Origin of the sequence: Paraburkholderia fungorum, from assembly GCF_046027605.1 — a bacterium.
Classification (GTDB): domain Bacteria; phylum Pseudomonadota; class Gammaproteobacteria; order Burkholderiales; family Burkholderiaceae; genus Paraburkholderia; species Paraburkholderia fungorum_F.
This window is the reverse complement of the sequence record NZ_JAQQEF010000053.1, coordinates 1-16,446: the sequence shown is the minus strand read 5'-3', so window position 1 is coordinate 16,446 and position 16,446 is coordinate 1. Positions and strand designations below refer to the sequence as shown.

The window sequence follows — 16,446 nt, the reverse complement described above, 5'->3', positions numbered from 1 at the left end:
TCGCATGCGAAATGACGATCACTTTAATTATGTCAAATTGCTTGTTGGCCAGGAAAATAAGCCGCAAGACCCTGCCTTGGCAGATCACGCTATGGAACGCAAGGATGGGTCCCCAATCTTCTCAGACCTCGTCGCGGTCGCAGGCTTGGACCAGATTGGCATCCGCCGGGAATCCGGACTGGCCACAGACGTGGCCGGTCTTCCGCACGTTCATTGTTAGGCATGAATTAAGACATCAAATGATGCTATAATCGTGCCCTCGATAAACGGAGGCTGCTATGCGAACCACAATCGCGTTGGACGATGATCTGGTCTCCCGGGCTCAGGACTACACCGGCTTGAGCGAGAAGTCGGCTCTCGTGCGCGAAGCGTTGAAAGCACTTATCGAACGTGAAGCCGCGCGCAGGCTCGTCGCGTTGGGCGGCAGCCAACCGGGGATCACTTCCGCTCCGCGCCGTCGGCAGGAGGTCGAATGATTCTCGTGGACACGTCTGTGTGGATCGATCACATCGGGCAATCCGAGCCGATTCTGGTCGAGCTGCTGCTCCACGTCCGTGTCCGGATCCATCCATATGTGATCGGCGAAATATCGCTGGGCAGTTTGCGCGACCGCCCTGCCGTGCTTCGTGCTCTGAACGATCTGCCTCGCGTGCCCGTGGCTATGCCAGACGAAGTCCTATTTCTGGTTGAGCAACAGCAGTTGTTTAGCCGTGGGATCGGCTACGTCGATGCGTCGTTGCTCGCATCCGCGAAGCTCCAGCCTGGTGTGACGATCTGGACGCGGGACAAGCGGTTGAAGAAAATCGCCGACGAGCTTTCGCTGAGCGCGGTTCTCGAGCACTAGAAGGCGAAAACGGAAAAGTGATGGACGCGTCCGCGATCGGCGACATTATCGCGATCGCGGAAGATATCCCCGGCTACAGCTATCGGCAGACGATCATGAAGCAGGCCCGTGAAGTACGCAATTCCAGCACGTCTTGCGAAAGCGCCATTCCCCGCTGATCCGTGTTCGACGACTGTGCGTCGGGACGAAGCTATATCCGACCCTGTACATGCCCCTCCCCACAGCCGGACATGCCAGCCATCACGCCTTCGTACACGGTAGGTTCACAACCATGGACCGGTCAGACGCACGAGACCGAAGTGCCCGTAGAGGTGTGAGGATGGATAACTCCCGCCCCTCGAACGTCGAACCTTGTACTTGTTGCGCAACCACCGGCGCAACCGCGTAGCGGTGTAGCTGTCGAGTGCGCGATACGCGCGTCTGTCCGAGCCTACCTTGAAGTAGTTCGCCTAGCCGCGTAGCGAGCGGTTCAACCTGCCCACTAGCTCCGTGGTCTCTTGCCACGCCGTCTTGAGCGCGGTCATCGCATGAATCTTCTCGACCATGCGCCGGGGCATTGACCTTACCTACGAAACAGTGCGCCGCTGGTCAGTGAAGTTCGGCCTGGGTATCGCCCGGCGCATCCGCTCTACCGCGCTGGCCCGAGGCGATAAGTGGCACCTCGATGAGGTGGTCGTGACGATCAACGGCAAGAAGCACTGGCTGTGGCGCGCGGTAGACCAGTACGGTGCGGTGCTCGACGTACTGGTACAGAGCCGCCGCGACAGGCACGCGGCCAGGCGGCTCATGCGCAAGCTGCTCAAGAAGCATGGTCGCGCTCCCCGTGTGTTGATCACCGACAAGCTCAAGAGTTACGCCGCGGCAAACAGGGACCTTGGGCTGAACGTGGAACACCGGCTGCACCAAGGACTGAACAACCGGGCGGAGAACTCGCACCAGCCAACGCGGGTGCGCGAGAAGGTGATGCGCCGCTTCAAATCAGCGCGGCACCTGCAGCGATCCACGTCGGTCCACGACCAGGTGGCAAACCTATTCATGCACTGCCGCTACAACGCGAACGCACAAGACAAGCGGCAGGCTCGCACGCAGGCTTTTGAAGCGCGGGAAACCGTGACCGGCAACTCAATGCTGGATAGCCTTGTCGCATAAATCAGGAATACTGATGTTTTGCGTCTTCACTCGCTCAATCATCACAATGTGACAGTACCCGTCGAAGGGCTCCATAGCAGCGCAACGGCTATGCCCGGCTGTGCGACTAATGTCTCATGCAGCATGAACGCTATGACAGAATAGGACGTGGGATGGCCGCTGGCGATCGTTCTTCTCTTACCGACGTTGCTGCTCTTTGCGTCGGCGCGGCTGCGGTGAGCTTTCAAATGCTATAGAGCGAGCAAAGCCGGGAAGCCGATCGGACTTTGTGACGCTCGCCTGCTGCGTGGCCTACTGAGCGGTCTGCTGACGTTGATACTCGTCGTGCTTCATTTGCATGTAGTCGGCGCGGCTGACCTCATGCAATTGCTGCGGATACTGCTCGGTCGCATCGAACCAGTCTGTGAGGCGTTTGTCGAGGCGGGCGTTGGGGGGCCTCGAAAGCGCAGCAAGATAAGCGTCGATGGCGAGGTAATAGCGCATGGTATTGCGTTCCACCAGACCGCGCACGCCGCCGATATATCGCGTCTCACCCGTCGAGGGATCAGGCACGGAGGAAAAGCCAACCTTGTCGCTGCCAATCGTCGCCAGATAGGTTTTCATCGCAAGCCGTCCCGCCATGCCGTAACCGTAGGCGTAAGTCAGATGGATAAAGGTGCGGCTGTCGCCCACGGGTATCGCCTCCAGCACAATACGATAGTCTTTCGTGCTCAGCGGACCCGTGGCGGCGGAGAGCTCCACGCGAAGATAATCCGGGGTGCTGGCTGCCGGGCGATAGTTGAATTGCACGCGGTAAGACGAGGACAGCGACTCCTCCGTTTTCTTGCCGATGTTCACCGCGAGGACCGTACCGCTGGCGCTCGGCGATGCATGGCAGTACTTGGTGTTTAGGTGCAGGATCAGCACGTCGCACCAGTTGGCGGGGCCCTGAGGCGGGTCATTGAGCGCGCCGTTGACCGTCGCGAACGGATAGTTGAGCACACCGTAAATATCGCCCTTGAGCGCCGAGGGCAACTCCTGCGATTCGAGGTACAGCGGTCGCTGGAACTGATTGTGCGCGAACTGCTGCGTCAGACTCCGGTATTTGTCGCGCAGGCTCGCCGCGTTGTCGGCCGTTTGCGCGAAGGCGTTCTGGCTCAGGCAGCAGAACACCGTCAGTATCGAGGCCATCAACCGCTTCCGCGCGCTCTGGTTACCGGCCGGGGATCTGACAAACGTGCCCATGGACGTCCTCCTACATTTCAAGCCTGTTCCATGCGCGATCTGTGCGGGCGAGCAACAGGCGCGCGGTAACCTGGCCGCTCTATCAGCCGGCTTCGCCCACCTCTTTCGGATCGGGCAGTTTTTCGCCGCTATTCGGCTTCGGCGGCGCCGGTTCATTCTTCAGCGACTCTTTCTGTTCGTCGCTCAACCGGCGGTCCGCGGCCGTCGGATCAGACTCGGTTTGACGTGGCGGTGTTGGGCGTGCGGACTCGGTAGCCATATAAACTCCATTTCGATGGGTAGACTGCTGACGATCAGGTGCATGATCCTTTATGCAGAAGCATGCGGCGTGCCACAGTCCAGTAAACTTGCCCCGGTTCGCCGACGAACATCTTTTGCGCTCCCGCCATTCCCGGTTTCGTCGAGCGGTCGTGTGTGACGAACCGGTGTGACGGGACGGAAAGCACCTACAGCGACACCTGTGCACCGGCAGTCAGGCGATCAACACCTCGTGAATTGAAGTCTGGAACGCGCCGCCGTTCATTGGACCACCACCAGCCACGTGAATTGCGTCTGCGATGACTGCGGTCCCCATGCCGTGCCGAGGCGTGAGCATCGTCGCATAAGCTTCCCACGAGTCGCTGAGCGGATCGTAGGCTTCCGTCTGTCCGAAGACGCGGCGCGTGCCCTCGCCGCCCACATGCCATGTGTCAGTGCGCGGATCGTAAGCTTCGTGCCAATCCACAGAGCGGGTATCGCGACCGCCTATTGCATGAATCAGGCCGTTTGCGGCCACGACGGAGATAGCACCGCGGGAGCCGCGCGACAAAGGACGGACGGCATGCCAGCGATCGTCGGCCACGACGTACGCGTAACAATCCGGTGTCGCGATGCGATTCTGCTCGACGAAGCCGCCCATGGCGTGGATCACCCCATCCTGGGCGGCGACGCCGATATGATTGGCGCCTCGCGGGATCGGCGCCGCATCGAACCAGGCAGCGCGCGCGGCATCGAACACATGGTGATATGCACGCGCGACCTGGCCTGCCCCGTAACCGCCAATCACATGCATGCGATCTCCCACTGCCGTCGCCCACGCCATCTCGCTACGCGGCAGCGGCAACGGTGTGCGCTGGTCCGCCCCTGAGAGATCCTCAAATCAACCATGCTAGACGAAACAGTCCGGGCATATGTATTGGCGCACACCGGCCCCAATGTCACCCGCCAATCCTCGCTACCTGGCAGTGCGGTATTACTCCGCTTTCTGGGTGTTGCGGGGTAGTCCGTATAGAGGAACCGCATCGGCAGCCCTGCTTCGTTGATGGCCGCGGAGCGCGCGGCCCAGGTCAGGACTCACGACACCCGCGCCAGTGTCGCCTCGTCGCGTGGGGCCGGCAAACAGAACATGCCTAGTGCGCCGATCAGCAGAATCGCGCCGATCCCGTAAAGGCCCGCCGCGAAGCTGCCGGTCGAGGCCTTCAGAGAGCCGATCAGGATCGGGCTGACGAAGCCGCCTAACTGACCGAGCGAACTCACCAGCGCCAGCCCGGCAGCGAGAGTCGTCGCCGACAGATATTGCGTGGCGGCCGCCCAGAACGTCGCAAAGCCGGAAAAGATGCCGATCGCTGCCAGGGACATCGCCACCAGCGCGATTGGCAGACTGTGAGACGCTGCGCCCAGCGCGGCGATGCCGATCGCGCCCGCCAGCAAGGACGCCATGCAATGCCAGCGACGCTCGGCGGTCTGGTCGGAGTGGCGTCCCATCAAGACCATGCCGATGCCGCCACACGCATAGGGAATCGCGGTAAGCCAGCCGATCTGCACATGCGTGCCACCGACGAACACCGATTTGATGATGGCGGGAATCCAGAAAGAAATGGTGATCACGCCGGCCACCAGTGCGAAGTAGATCAGCGTCAGCACATAGATGCGGGCGTTTTTCAGCAGGACGAGCAGACTGCGCCAGTCGCCGTGCCGGCCCGCAGGGTGGTCGTCGACCAGTGCCCGCTCCAGAACCTGCCGCTCGCGGGTGCTGAGCCAGCGTGCGTCGGATGGACGATCGTCGAGGATTAGCATGACGGCAACGCCGAGCAGGATCGACGGCAGACCTTCGATCAGAAACATCCATTGCCATGCGGCCCAGCCGTTCACACCATCGAAATTTTGCAGAATCCAGCCGGACAGCGGGCCGCCGAGCAAACCGGAAAAAGCCACCGGCGTCATGAACAACGCGACGATCTTCGCGCGCCGTTGCGCGGGAAACCAGTACGTCAGATAGAGAATCACGCCCGGAAAGAAGCCGGCCTCCGCCACGCCCAGCAGGAAGCGTAAAGCATAGAACGATTCCGGCGTGTGCACGAACATCATCGCGCTAGAAATTGCGCCCCACAGAATCAGGATTCGCGACAAGGTTTTACGAGCTCCGATCTTTTCCATCAGCAGGTTGCTCGGCACCTCGAACAGCAGATAGCCGATAAAAAAGATCCCGCCACCCAGTCCGAAAATGGCGGTCGAAAACTTCAGGTCGCTGCTCATCGACGCCTGCGCGAAGCCGATGTTGATACGGTCCACGTACGCCGCGAAATAGCACAGCAGCAGCACGGGAATGAGCCGCCACGATACCTTCGTATAGACATTGTCTACAGCGGGTTCGTCGTCCTGAACAACGGTTGGTGCTATTTCCATGATCTCCTCCAGATTGAATCCGCCCGGCTGATCCGTGGACGCCGGGGGTTGGTTTTTTATCTGACTGCTGCATGACCGATCAACGGGTTCAGGCCGGTGTGCGTGACATGCCCCAGCAGCTTGCGCCCGAGCGTGCTCTCGCATGTGTTGGCGAGCCCGAGCAGAGCTTGCAGATCGATACCGGTTGCGATACCCATCGACTCGAACAGATTGACCAGATCTTCCGTGCAGACATTGCCGGTGTAACCGCCGCCATAGGTCAGCCCGGCCGGGTGTCCGCCCACGCCCCCGAGTGCCGAGTCGAAATAGCGGACGCCGGCTTCATAGGCCGCCACGCAATTCACAAGGCCGGTACCGCGCGAATCGTGAAAGTGCGCAATGAGTTGCGCCTCCGGACACGCCCGTTCGATCTGTCCGACCAGCGCCGCGACACTTGCCGGTGTCGCCATGCCGGTCGTGTCGCCCAACGCGATCAGCTGGATGCCGAGCGACAGGAATATCTCGACGTCGCGCAGTACCTGCGCAGGATCGACATAGCCTTCGAACGGGCACCCGAACGCCACCGAAATGGTGCCGACGATCCGGAAATCGTCACCGGCCCGCGCGCGCATGCTGGCAACGTTGTCCCACTGATCCGCACGACTACGTTTCAGGTTTTTCAGCGAATGCGATTGCGACGCGGAAACCAGAAAGCTGATTTCATTCGCGCCGAAGCCGGCCTGGCGATCCGCGATGGCCCGCTCGACGGCGCGCACGTTCGCGCAGGTCGCCTTGTAGAACACGCCGGGCTTGCGCGGCAACTTTTGCAGGACTTCGCTGGCGTCGGCGAATTGCGGCACGACCTTGGGATTCGAATACGAGGTCGCCTCGATCCGCTCGAATCCGGCAGCCGCGATCTGCTGGATCAACCCGGCCTTGACGCCGGCTTCGAGCACCTGAGTTTCGTGTTGCAAGCCGTCGCGCGCGAAACATTCGCAGATCACCACGTCGCGGTTTGCGCTCGCGGGCGGCCGGACAGCAGACAGGTTGGCCAGATCGTTCATTGGGCCGCCTTTTTACCCAACCCGCGCATCATCACGTTCGCATCGCGGCCGACTGCCAGCGCTTCTTCGAACGGCAGATTACTGACACGATAGAAGAGCCGCTTGGTGGCCTGCATGGCTGCTGGCGACCAGCCGGCGAGCTGCTCGGCCAGGCTGATCGCGCGATCGCGCAACTGACCGGCCGGCGCGCATTCGTGTGCGAGCCCGAGCGTGACGGCAGTCTGAGCGTTGAGAATCCGGCCGGTCGAGACCAGCCCGAAAGCAGTTTTCTGACCGACCTGGCGGACCAAATTCGCCATCACGATCGCCGCGACTATGCCGTGCTTCAATTCAGGATAGCCGAGCCGCAAGTCGTCGGCGACGATCATCAGATCGCAGGCGAGCGCGAGGCCCGCGCCGCCGCCCAGCGCATTGCCTTGCACCGCGGACACGATGGGTTTCGTGGTGCGCGGAAAGGCGGCATGCAGGGATGCGGTCAGGTCGGCACGGCGGTTTGCGGCATTCGTACCCGCTCCGCTTTCGCCGTGGCCGCTGTCCGACAGCGAAGCGAACTCGCTCGTGTCTGCCCCTGCGCAGAATGACCTGCCCATGCCGGCCAGCACGATCGCGCGACAACTGTCGTCCGCTGCCGCCGTGCTCAACGCATCGACCAGCGCAGCGGTCAAGCCGGTATTCAATGCGTTATGTTTCGCCGGGCGGTTCATCGTCAGGACCCGCACGGCGGCGTGATTCTCCACCAGAAGCTCTTCCATCGTCGTTTCCATCGAAAGCAGTTAGAGAATCAGACGGCGGGCGCGCTCGTAAACACGACCCGTTGTTCGATCAGGCGCGTGATATCGGTCTGCGGCAAGCCCATTTCCGCGAGCACCGCACGGGTGTCGTGGCCAAGTCGCACCACCGTCATGCGCCCCCCTTCGTACGATCCGGGGCGCAAGCCAGGCACCTCCGGCAGCGGCAGTCCTTCGAGAGCGTCGGGGCCATCGAGCGTGAGCCGCCCGAACACCTGCGCATGCCGAACCTGCGGATCGTCGACGAAGGCGTCGTAATCGTTGACTGCCGCGCACAACACGTCTTGCGCCTGCAAGCGCTCGACCCAAAGGGCCGTGCTCTCGCCGCGCAATACCTGTGCGATTCGCGCATTGATATCCGCTGCATGCCGCAGTCGCTGTTCGTTGGTGGCCCATTCCGCGCGGCTCGCCCATTCGTCCTGACCGAGTGCACGGCACAAGCCGAAGAACATTTCATTTCGCAGGGCCGTGACGTTGATGAAGCCATCGGCGGTCTGGAACGTGCCGGACGGCACCGTGACCGGCACCCGCGTTTCGCCCGCAAACATGAAATGGTCGAGGATCGGGATCGTTTGTAACGAGGCCGCGACTGCCAGCAGCGAGATGTCGAGGCGCCGGCCGAGTCCTGTGGTCGCGCGAGCATACAGCGCCGCGCCCACGCTCTGCGCGGCATACACGCCGCAAGCGGCATCCACGGCGAGCATGCCGATGCGGCGCGGCGTGCCGGCGCCGTCGCGGTTCATCACCATCATTCCGCTCAAGGCCTGGATGACCGAGTCCGAGCCCGCGCGGGCCCGGTAGGGACCATTGGGTCCGAACCCGGTGATCGACACCACAACGAGTGCGGGGTTACAGGCGTGCATCGCCTCCTGCGACAGACCCAGCTTGTCCATCACGCCGGGCCGGAAGCTTTCGATCACCACGTCGGCTCGCTCCACGCATTGCAGCAGCAACGCGCGCCCTTCCGGCAGGCTCGCGTCGATACAGATCGCCCGCTTGCCGACGTTGGCGCCGATGCTGAGCGCCGTCAGTCCGTCCTTGCCGCCGCCCATCAGGCGCGCCCAGTCGCCGGCCGGCGGTTCGACCTTGATGACGTCCGCGCCTTGCCGCGCCAGCAGGCAGCCGCAATACGGGCCGGCGATACCCTGACTCAGGTCAAGGACGCGCAGGCCCGCGTAAGGAGCATCCACGTCACTACTCACGGCAGGTCCTCCGCCTCTTCCAATGGCACGGGCAGGTGCAACACGCCGCTTTCCGCCAGCGCGTCGATCCGCGCGTCGGAATAGTTCAGCTCGCGCAACACCTCGGCAGAGTGTTCGGCAAAGCGCGGGGGACGCAGGCGCACGCCGCCTGGCGTTCGCGACAGCTTGGCCGGCACGCCAATGCCGTCGTAGCCGCCCAGCGACACCCGCATATCCCGATGCAGCGTATGCGGATCGGACAACGCCCTGCCCACGTCGCGAATCGGTCCCGCCGGTACACCCGCGGCGGTGAGCGACGCGCACAGCGCTTCGCCGTCGGTCTGCCTGAGTTCGGCGTCGAGCAGTTCGCGCAGCTGGAGCCGGTGCTGGATGCGTGCAGGGTTGGTACTGTAGCGGGCATCGGCAGCGAGTTCAGGTCGGCCGATGGCCTGCGCGAACGAACGGAACTGCCGGTCGTTACCGACGCCGATGAAGACATCGGTCGAGGCCGTCGAAAATTTGTCGTACGGCACGATGTTCGGATGACCGTTGCCGAGCAGCGGTTGCGGTTTTCCTGACATGAACCAGTTGGCGGCCGGCGGATGCAGCAGGGTCAGCGCGACGTCGTACAGCGCGATATCGAGAAACTGTCCGTGACCGGAACGCTCGCGTTCGAACAGCGCGAGCAACACGCCGATCACGCTGACCTGGCCCGTCGCCAGATCGATGATCGGCACGCCGATGCGGGTCGGCCCGCTGTCCGGATCGCCGTTGATGCTCATGAGGCCCGACATCGCCTGCACGACCGCATCGTAGCCGGGCATCGCACCCATCGGACCGTCTTCGCCGAAGCCGCTGATCCGGCAGTAGATCAACCGCGGAAAGCGTTCTTGCAGTACCTCGGCAAAGCCGAGCCCCCAGCGCTCCATCGTGCCGATCTTGAAGTTTTCGATCAGGATGTCGGCATCCTCCAGCAGATCGAAAATGATCTCGCGCGCCTCTTCGCGCGTCAGGTCGAGCGCGATGCCGCGCTTGTTGCGGTTCACGCCCATGTAGTAAGACGCACCGCCGTCGCGAAACGGCGGGCCCCACAACCGCGTGTCGTCACCTGCCGGCGACTCGACCTTAACGACATCCGCGCCGTGATCCGCGAGGGTCTGCGCACAGGCTGGTCCTGCCAGCACGCGCGACAGATCGACCACCTTGATTCCGCTCAATGCGCCATGGGTGCAGCTTTGCATCGGAGATTCCTTGCCACTGCTCTGGTTGGGAAAGGCGCCGGCGTTCATGCTGGCACCTCGAGTTCGAGTTCGATCAATACCTTGCCGGTGGCGACTGATTGCCCGGCGGCCACGAGAATCTGCGTGACGCGGCCGGCCGCGGGGGCGCTGTGTGTGTGCTCCATCTTCATCGCCTCCACGGTGAGCAGATCGTCACCCTGCTGGACCGCATCGCCCACGGCGACCAGCAGCGCCGCAACACGGCCATTCGACATGGCCCGCACGCGGCCGTCGCCGCTGCCTTCGTCGGCCTGCGAGGCGGGCTGGTAAGTGGTGTCGATGAACGACGACGCACGACCGTCGAGTTGCACGTCGATGCGCGAGTCGGCGAGGTGCCAGAACGCCTGACGATCCACACCGTCGAAAATGAAGCGCACTCGTCCCCCGTCGATCCGCATCTGCGAGATGGCGATACGATGCTCGTCGAGCGCCACGAGCAGCCCTGCGTTGCCCGTCGGCGTCAACAGCAACGCATGCGTGTGAGCGGTCTCGTCCTTCAGGTGCACGGTCGACGCGCGCGCGCCGCATGCCTGCGCGCCCTGCACCAGCAGCGCGCCGGCCAACGCTAGCGCGAGCGGATCGGCGTCAGTACGCTGCGCGACCAGCACTTCGGGATGCGCCTGCAAAAAGCCCGTATCGACGCCGCCCGCCACGAACGCCGGATGCTCGAGACAGCGGATCAGCGTCTGCCGGTTGGTCTTCAGGCCGAACACCACCGTGTCGCGCAGCGCATTCAACAGTTTGCGGCGCGCGTCCTCACGCGTCTTGCCAGTGGCGATCAGCTTGGCGAACATCGAGTCGTAGTACGGCGACACGACGCTGCCCGAATCGACCGCGTGTTCGACGCGCACCGTGTCCGGCACCTCCCAGCGGTCGATCGAGCCGCTTTGCGGCATGAAACCGTTGGCCTCGTCTTCCGCGCACAGGCGCACCTCGATCGAATGCCCGGCGATACGGATATCCGATTGCGTCAGACTGAGCGGCTCGCCCATCGCCACGCGGAATTGCCATTCGACCAGATCGATATCCGCGACCGCTTCGGTCACCGGATGTTCGACCTGCAGTCGCGTATTCATTTCCATGAAATAGAACTCGCCGCGGGCATCGAGCAGAAATTCGAAGGTGCCGACGCCTTCGTAGCCGAGCTTGATCGCTGCGGCCACTGCCGCGGCGCCCATCCGTTCACGTGTGGCGACGCCCAGATGCGCGGCAGGCGCTTCCTCGATCACTTTCTGATGGCGACGCTGCACCGAGCAATCCCGCTCGCCCACATGTACGCCGTGCCCGTGCTGATCGATCAGCACCTGGATTTCGATGTGGCGGGGCTGCGTGACGACGCGCTCGACGATCATGCGGTCGCTGCCGAACGCGTTGCGTGCCTCGGAGCGCGCCGAGTCGAGCGCGCGCTCGAAGTCCGACGCCGCCTGCACGATCCGCATGCCGCGCCCGCCACCGCCGGCGGTCGCCTTGACGATCACGGGAAAGCCCAGCTTCGCCGCTTCCTCCGCCAATGTGCGGTCGTCCTGCGCGTCGCCGTCGTAGCCGGGAATGCACGGCAACCCGGCTTCGCGCATCAGCGCCTTGGCCTGCGCCTTGTCGCCCATCGAGCGGATCGCGTGGGCCGGCGGCCCGACAAAGATCAGGCCGGCCGCCACGCAGACTTCGGCGAACGCGGCATTCTCCGAGAGGAAGCCATAGCCCGGATGGACGGCATCCGCGCCGCTCTTCAGCGCGGCCGCGACGATGGCCGCGATGTTCAGATACGAATCGGCGGGGGGCGCCGCGCCCACGCAGACCGCTTCGTCGGCATTCGACACGTGCAGCGAATGGGCGTCGGCGCTCGAATAGATCGCGACCGTGCGGATGCCCATCGCGCGAGCCGTGCGCATGATGCGCATGGCAATCTCGCCGCGATTTGCGATCAGAAGCTTGTTGATACTGCGCATCGAACGATTCCCTTTGATCGAAAACGGATCGGCAAGGCCAGCGGCTTGCCGTGTGAATGAATGCAGGGGCCGCGCATGGCGAGCGGCGCCAGGGCGCGCTCAGCGACGCCGATCAGCGCTCAAGGTCGCGCCACGCCGAACTGCATCGGCGACACCGTGCGACTTGCCGCGTCGCGGCAGATTTCCAGCACGCTGGCGAGCACCCGGCGCGTATCGCGCGGATCGATGATCCCGTCGTCCAGCACATGCGCGCTGGTCGTGAACACATCCATCTGGCTTTCGAAGTTCGCGATCACCTTGTCGGCGAGCGCCGCGAGCCTCGCCTCGTCGGCCTCACCGGTCTTACGGATCATGGCCGCGCGGCTCACGTTGACCATGGTCTGCGCGGCCTGCTCCGCGCCCATCACCGCGGTCTTCGCATTCGGCCACGCGAAACAGAACCGCGGCTGGAACCCGCGCCCGCACATCGCGTAGTTGCCGGCGCCGAACGAGGCGCCGCAGAACAGCGTGATTTGCGGCACGTTCGCATTAGTGATCGCCTGGATCATCTTGGAGCCGTGCTTGATGCTGCCGCCTTCCTCGAACGCGCGCCCGACCATGAAACCGGTGGTGTTGTTCAGATACAGCAACGGCGTATTCGACTGGCAGCAGGCCTGGATGAAGTGGGTCGCTTTCGCGGCGCCTGACGGTTCGATCGGCCCGTTATTGGTGATGATGCCCACCGGCATGCCATGAATCGACGCATGGCCGCAGACAGTGGCCGATCCGTACAGCGCACCGAATTCGCGAAAGTCGGAGTCGTCGACGACACGCGCAATCACCTCGCGCATGTCGACCGGGCGGCGATGATCGTCGGGCATGATGCCGAGCAGTTCGTCCGCGTCGTAGCGCGGCTCGCGAAACGCCTGGGCCGTCGCGGATGTCGTTCGCCGATTCCAGTCGAGCGAGCCGACGATTTCGCGGGCTATCCGCAACGCGTCGCGATCGTCTTCCGCGAGGTAATCGCCGAGGCCAGTCATGGAGGTATGCATTTCCGCGCCGCCCAGTTCCTCGTCGGTGGCGATCTCGCCGGTGGCCGCGAGCAGCAACGCGGGCCCGGCGAGAAACGCCCGCGATCGCCCGCGCACCATCACGACGTAATCCGACAAGCCGGTCTGATAGGCACCCCCCGCCGTCGATGCGCCATGCGTGACGGTGATGACCGGCAACCCCGCTGCCGAGAGCCGCGCGAGGTTGCGAAATTTCTGGCCGCCGTGCACGAAGTTTTCGACTCTATAGGCGAGCAGATTGGCCCCGGCGCTCTCCACCAGTTGCACGAAAGGCAGCTTGTTTTCGAGTGCGATGTCCTGAATGCGCAGCAGCTTTTCGAGGCCTTTGGGCTGAAATGCGCCCGCATCGATACCCGAGTCCGACACGCTAACCATGCAGCGCGCGCCCCGAATGAAACCGATACCGGCGATCAGCCCGCCACCGCCGATCACTTTGCCGTCCGCGCGCGGCGCACCTAGTCCGTAGCCCGCGATCGTGGACAACTCGAGAAACGGGGAATTGCGGTCGAGCAGCATCGCGAGCCGTTCGGCCGGCAGCAACTGGCCGCGTTTGCGAAACCGGGGGCCGGCCGCGTCCGACACTTCGCGAGTCGCCGCTTCGATACCCCGCAGTCGGGAAAGCAGCGCCAGCATCGACTGCCGGTTGTGTTCGAACGATTCACTGGCCGTCGCGACCCGGGACTCGAAAATTGCCATGCGCATTTTTCCTTTGACTGTTCACTCGTCTGCATCTGTGCTAAAGTTTCATTCAATGAAACTTTTATAATTTATCGCTTGAGACGTCATACTAAGAAAATTCTAGGTATTTACGCAACTATATTCAGGAATAACGCGGGTTTTCACTGATTTAAATTTCAAATAGTAATTGCATAAATTTCATTGAATGAAACTTGTTGAGAATTCGAACATGGTAAACAAGGAGCCGCCAACCGCATCGGTGGGTGCGATCGAAAAAGCTTGCCGCGTGCTGAAGGCACTCACCGACGGACGCAATACCCGGCTAGTCGATATCGCGGGCTACTGTGGTCTCGACAAAGCCACGACCATGCGTGTTCTCGATACGCTGATCCGCGAACAGCTCGTCGAGCGGGACCCGCAAACCAGGCGCTACCGGCTCGGTCCGGAAGTGGCGCGGCTTGCCAAGGGCGTCAGCGAACCGGTGGATTGGCGCGAACTGGCCCGACCCAGCCTGATGCGATTGAGCGGCGCCTTCGAAGACACCACTATCATGTCGGTGTTGAGTTCGCTGGAAATGGTGTGCGTCGATCTGCAAATGGGCAGCTACCCGATCCGCGCGAATTACCAGGATATCGGCAGTCGCCGCACCCTCGGTGTTGGCTCGAGCGGGCTGGCAGTGCTGGCAACGTTGCCGCAGGAGGAATGCGATGTCGTGCTGGCGCAAATCGCGCCGCGTCTGTCGCGTTATCCGATGCTGACCCAACCTTTTCTGGTGAACGCGATCGAGGTCACGCGCGCCAAGGGGTATGCCGTGCTCATTGACGCCGTGGTGCCGAGAATGGGCGGTATCGCGGTCGCGATACGCGCGCCCTCGGGCGACGCGCTCGCCTCGCTGAGTATGGCGGCGCTCTCCGAGCGGGTACTGGAAAGAGAAACGCAGCTCGCGGCCGCGATGCTGGCGGAGGCAGCGAAAATCGAAGGCACACTCGCGCGGGCCGCCGCTGCTAACGCCTGAATCCGGCCCGCCGCACGAGATAACACTGCGCTCCATCACGGTCTTGGCCTGACGTCAATCGGGCCGATCCACGGGGTGCCACTACGAACGTGGTTGCAACAGGATGTCAGGGAATCTCTAAAGAGTACTGGCGTCAATTCATCGCGATCTTTCTCAACGCAACTTTAATAATCCAATAAATCAAGCCGGCCAACAGGAACATCTCGATGTAGCGGAACGTAGAGGCGCCAACCTGATCGGCCACCCGAGCTAACTCCGCCACGGTGATCGTCAAGTCCAGCGAGGTGTCTTTGATCAGCGCAATCATTCGGCTGCCGACCGGCGCAATCGTGATGCGCGGCCCCTGCGGCAGCGAGACCGGGAAGCCGGGAGGCCGAATTTCTCCGCTTGAATCACAGAGCAGTTTGCGTCCCGGCAGGCAACGTCACGGGCCGGCTTCTTGCTGTTTTTCCCCATGCACCATCAATTAACGCTCATCGTTGAGAACCCACATGCGGCTGCTAAATCGTCTGGCTGTTTCAATGGTTTTTTGCCACTGGCCTCCTGCGCGATCGGGCTATCAGGTTCAAGCGATGCGGGCTTCGGCGCGTCGCCCGGCTCTGTCGCGATAAGGACGGAGGGCGAGCGCAGTGCACGGGCCGCAATCGTTTATGAGGCGAGGGAATAGAACTGCTGTGCGGCGGACAGGCCGGTCCCTTTGGGGCATTTCATTTGCCCCTTGCCGATCATGTGCATCACCTCGATGCCGCCCAGAATGATGCATTGGCGTTACCACATCGACGCAAAACAGAAGCGGACGCTTCGCAGCCTGACCTTCGAGGCTTGGAAAAGCGTGACGGTCGCTCCGATGCTGGAGCGACTCGCCGCGTAAATTAGGTAAACTTACATATCGCGTGTTCGAACGCGTACCGCTCGATAACTTGACAATACCCTCGGGCGGATGCGCGCGTGTGGCGCTCGGGCGTATTCGCCCGCAATTAGTCACCCTCGCCCAAAGCCGCCGCCAGCCGTTGGAGGGCATTCGATGCGCCTCGCGATGACGTGCACAGCCAGCGTAAATAAGAGACCTATTGCACTGCCCACCGCTACGTTGATCAGACGCTCGCCGGCGAAGGTCCATGACTGTCCGGCAACCACGAACGCCATCGCGGCGCACGCGCAACGCGTGCCGAATGCCATAACATATGGCCGAATGCCGACGAGTGTCAGCAACGCAGCAAGGACAACCAGGTCCCGCGAGAAGGAGTCGTGGGGGACCAGCAACCCGGCGAAGATACCGGCCGGCACGCCTACGATGGCTCCCGCGATACGATTACGGAACTTGAGTCGAGCGCTCGCCGCACTGCCTGTCACCACGCTCGCCGCGGACCAGATCATCCATTGTCCGTGCTCGATACGCCTCCACTCAACAAGCGCTGCTGCGAGGCATACGGCGAGTGCTATTGCGATCATCGCTTCGACGTACGGAACGTGATCGCCACTGTCAGAACGCTGCGACCATTTCGCAAAGTGTGCTAAATACGAAACCTCCGGGCGGCGTTCGCGGTAATGGTTAATCGAGGAAATCAGCAGAACTGGCAGGAAA

General features: G+C 62.5%; 17 protein-coding genes and 3 pseudogenes. 6 read left to right on the top strand and 14 right to left on the bottom strand.

Going from position 1 to position 16,446, the window contains the following annotated elements; genetic code table 11:
- The 4 genes from PQR53_RS38175 to PQR53_RS38160 form a co-directional block, all read left to right on the top strand.
- On the top strand, nt 1-220 hold a 220-nt coding region (locus PQR53_RS38175), incomplete at its 5' end, for a hypothetical protein (protein ID WP_408465676.1).
- A gap of 58 nt (nt 221-278) precedes the next feature.
- Nucleotides 279-476 (top strand): type II toxin-antitoxin system VapB family antitoxin, encoded by a 198-nt coding sequence (locus PQR53_RS38170; protein ID WP_408243217.1) that lies wholly within the window; start codon nt 279-281, stop codon nt 474-476.
- Nucleotides 473-844, top strand: coding sequence for a type II toxin-antitoxin system VapC family toxin (locus PQR53_RS38165; RefSeq protein WP_408465674.1), 372 nt, complete (start codon nt 473-475; stop codon nt 842-844). Before PQR53_RS38170 ends, PQR53_RS38165 begins: the two co-directional genes overlap by 4 nt.
- A 20-nt stretch (nt 845-864) precedes the next feature.
- Entirely contained in the window at nt 865-1,002 is a 138-nt protein-coding gene (locus tag PQR53_RS38160; protein ID WP_408465672.1) for a hypothetical protein, read from the top strand.
- Between the two features lie 105 nt (nt 1,003-1,107).
- Here PQR53_RS38160 and PQR53_RS38155 read toward each other — a convergent pair.
- Nucleotides 1,108-1,281, bottom strand: a pseudogene (locus tag PQR53_RS38155) (group II intron reverse transcriptase/maturase); the annotation flags it as partial.
- Between the two features lie 112 nt (nt 1,282-1,393).
- On the opposite strand from PQR53_RS38155, the pseudogene PQR53_RS38150 reads away from it, so the two are divergent.
- Nucleotides 1,394-1,993 (top strand): annotated as a pseudogene (locus PQR53_RS38150) (IS6 family transposase); the annotation flags it as partial.
- 291 nt (nt 1,994-2,284) lie between these two features.
- On the opposite strand, the gene PQR53_RS38145 reads toward PQR53_RS38150, so the two are convergent.
- The 10 genes from PQR53_RS38145 to PQR53_RS38100 form a co-directional block, all read right to left on the bottom strand.
- A complete protein-coding gene (locus tag PQR53_RS38145; protein ID WP_408465670.1) occupies nt 2,285-3,163 on the bottom strand; it encodes a hypothetical protein in 879 nt (292 codons plus the stop codon).
- 136 nt (nt 3,164-3,299) lie between these two features.
- Entirely contained in the window at nt 3,300-3,476 is a 177-nt protein-coding gene (locus PQR53_RS38140) for a hypothetical protein (RefSeq protein ID WP_408465668.1), read from the bottom strand.
- A 213-nt stretch (nt 3,477-3,689) separates the two neighbouring features.
- Nucleotides 3,690-4,268, bottom strand: coding sequence for a Kelch repeat-containing protein (locus PQR53_RS38135; RefSeq protein WP_408465666.1), 579 nt, complete (start codon nt 4,266-4,268; stop codon nt 3,690-3,692).
- A gap of 281 nt (nt 4,269-4,549) precedes the next feature.
- Nucleotides 4,550-5,881 (bottom strand): MFS transporter, encoded by a 1,332-nt coding sequence (locus tag PQR53_RS38130; protein ID WP_408465664.1) that lies wholly within the window; start codon nt 5,879-5,881, stop codon nt 4,550-4,552.
- A gap of 56 nt (nt 5,882-5,937) precedes the next feature.
- Entirely contained in the window at nt 5,938-6,924 is a 987-nt protein-coding gene (locus PQR53_RS38125; RefSeq protein WP_408465662.1) for a hydroxymethylglutaryl-CoA lyase, read from the bottom strand.
- On the bottom strand, nt 6,921-7,676 hold the full coding sequence (locus tag PQR53_RS38120; RefSeq protein ID WP_408465660.1) for an enoyl-CoA hydratase/isomerase family protein: 756 nt from the start codon (nt 7,674-7,676) through the stop codon (nt 6,921-6,923). Before PQR53_RS38120 ends, PQR53_RS38125 begins: the two co-directional genes overlap by 4 nt.
- Nucleotides 7,677-7,705: 29 nt before the next feature.
- Complete coding sequence (locus PQR53_RS38115) at nt 7,706-8,914, bottom strand: CaiB/BaiF CoA transferase family protein (RefSeq protein WP_408465658.1); 1,209 nt, start codon at nt 8,912-8,914, stop codon at nt 7,706-7,708.
- Nucleotides 8,911-10,134, bottom strand: coding sequence for a CaiB/BaiF CoA transferase family protein (locus tag PQR53_RS38110; protein ID WP_408465656.1), 1,224 nt, complete (start codon nt 10,132-10,134; stop codon nt 8,911-8,913). Before PQR53_RS38110 ends, PQR53_RS38115 begins: the two co-directional genes overlap by 4 nt.
- A 44-nt stretch (nt 10,135-10,178) precedes the next feature.
- Entirely contained in the window at nt 10,179-12,119 is a 1,941-nt protein-coding gene (locus PQR53_RS38105) for an acetyl/propionyl/methylcrotonyl-CoA carboxylase subunit alpha (RefSeq protein WP_408465654.1), read from the bottom strand.
- 119 nt (nt 12,120-12,238) lie between these two features.
- A complete protein-coding gene (locus PQR53_RS38100) occupies nt 12,239-13,864 on the bottom strand; it encodes an acyl-CoA carboxylase subunit beta (RefSeq protein WP_408465652.1) in 1,626 nt (541 codons plus the stop codon).
- A gap of 211 nt (nt 13,865-14,075) precedes the next feature.
- Between PQR53_RS38100 and PQR53_RS38095 the strand changes: the two genes are divergently transcribed.
- On the top strand, nt 14,076-14,861 hold the full coding sequence (locus tag PQR53_RS38095; protein WP_408465650.1) for an IclR family transcriptional regulator: 786 nt from the start codon (nt 14,076-14,078) through the stop codon (nt 14,859-14,861).
- Between the two features lie 133 nt (nt 14,862-14,994).
- Here PQR53_RS38095 and PQR53_RS38090 read toward each other — a convergent pair whose 3' ends face one another.
- The 3 genes and pseudogenes from PQR53_RS38090 to PQR53_RS38080 all read right to left on the bottom strand — a co-directional run.
- Nucleotides 14,995-15,168, bottom strand: coding sequence for an ABC transporter permease family protein (locus PQR53_RS38090; protein WP_408465648.1), 174 nt, complete (start codon nt 15,166-15,168; stop codon nt 14,995-14,997).
- A 341-nt stretch (nt 15,169-15,509) separates the two neighbouring features.
- Nucleotides 15,510-15,620: pseudogene (locus tag PQR53_RS38085) on the bottom strand (IS6 family transposase); the annotation flags it as partial.
- A 222-nt stretch (nt 15,621-15,842) separates the two neighbouring features.
- On the bottom strand, nt 15,843-16,446 hold a 604-nt coding region (locus PQR53_RS38080; protein ID WP_408465646.1), incomplete at its 5' end, for an FUSC family protein.

Bases quoted from the DNA above. Each gene is read 5' to 3' on its own strand.
- PQR53_RS38170 (WP_408243217.1), top strand. From the start codon at position 279: ATGCGAACCACAATCGCGTTGGACGATGATCTGGTCTCCCGGGCTCAG.
- PQR53_RS38165 (WP_408465674.1), top strand. From the start codon at position 473: ATGATTCTCGTGGACACGTCTGTGTGGATCGATCACATCGGGCAATCC.
- PQR53_RS38160 (WP_408465672.1), top strand. From the start codon at position 865: ATGGACGCGTCCGCGATCGGCGACATTATCGCGATCGCGGAAGATATC.
- PQR53_RS38145 (WP_408465670.1), bottom strand. From the start codon at position 3,163: ATGGCCTCGATACTGACGGTGTTCTGCTGCCTGAGCCAGAACGCCTTC.
- PQR53_RS38140 (WP_408465668.1), bottom strand. From the start codon at position 3,476: ATGGCTACCGAGTCCGCACGCCCAACACCGCCACGTCAAACCGAGTCT.
- PQR53_RS38135 (WP_408465666.1), bottom strand. From the start codon at position 4,268: ATGCATGTGATTGGCGGTTACGGGGCAGGCCAGGTCGCGCGTGCATAT.
- PQR53_RS38130 (WP_408465664.1), bottom strand. From the start codon at position 5,881: ATGGAAATAGCACCAACCGTTGTTCAGGACGACGAACCCGCTGTAGAC.
- PQR53_RS38125 (WP_408465662.1), bottom strand. From the start codon at position 6,924: ATGAACGATCTGGCCAACCTGTCTGCTGTCCGGCCGCCCGCGAGCGCA.
- PQR53_RS38120 (WP_408465660.1), bottom strand. From the start codon at position 7,676: ATGGAAGAGCTTCTGGTGGAGAATCACGCCGCCGTGCGGGTCCTGACG.
- PQR53_RS38110 (WP_408465656.1), bottom strand. From the start codon at position 10,134: ATGCAAAGCTGCACCCATGGCGCATTGAGCGGAATCAAGGTGGTCGAT.
- PQR53_RS38105 (WP_408465654.1), bottom strand. From the start codon at position 12,119: ATGCGCAGTATCAACAAGCTTCTGATCGCAAATCGCGGCGAGATTGCC.
- PQR53_RS38100 (WP_408465652.1), bottom strand. From the start codon at position 13,864: ATGGCAATTTTCGAGTCCCGGGTCGCGACGGCCAGTGAATCGTTCGAA.
- PQR53_RS38095 (WP_408465650.1), top strand. From the start codon at position 14,076: ATGGTAAACAAGGAGCCGCCAACCGCATCGGTGGGTGCGATCGAAAAA.
- PQR53_RS38090 (WP_408465648.1), bottom strand. From the start codon at position 15,168: ATGATTGCGCTGATCAAAGACACCTCGCTGGACTTGACGATCACCGTG.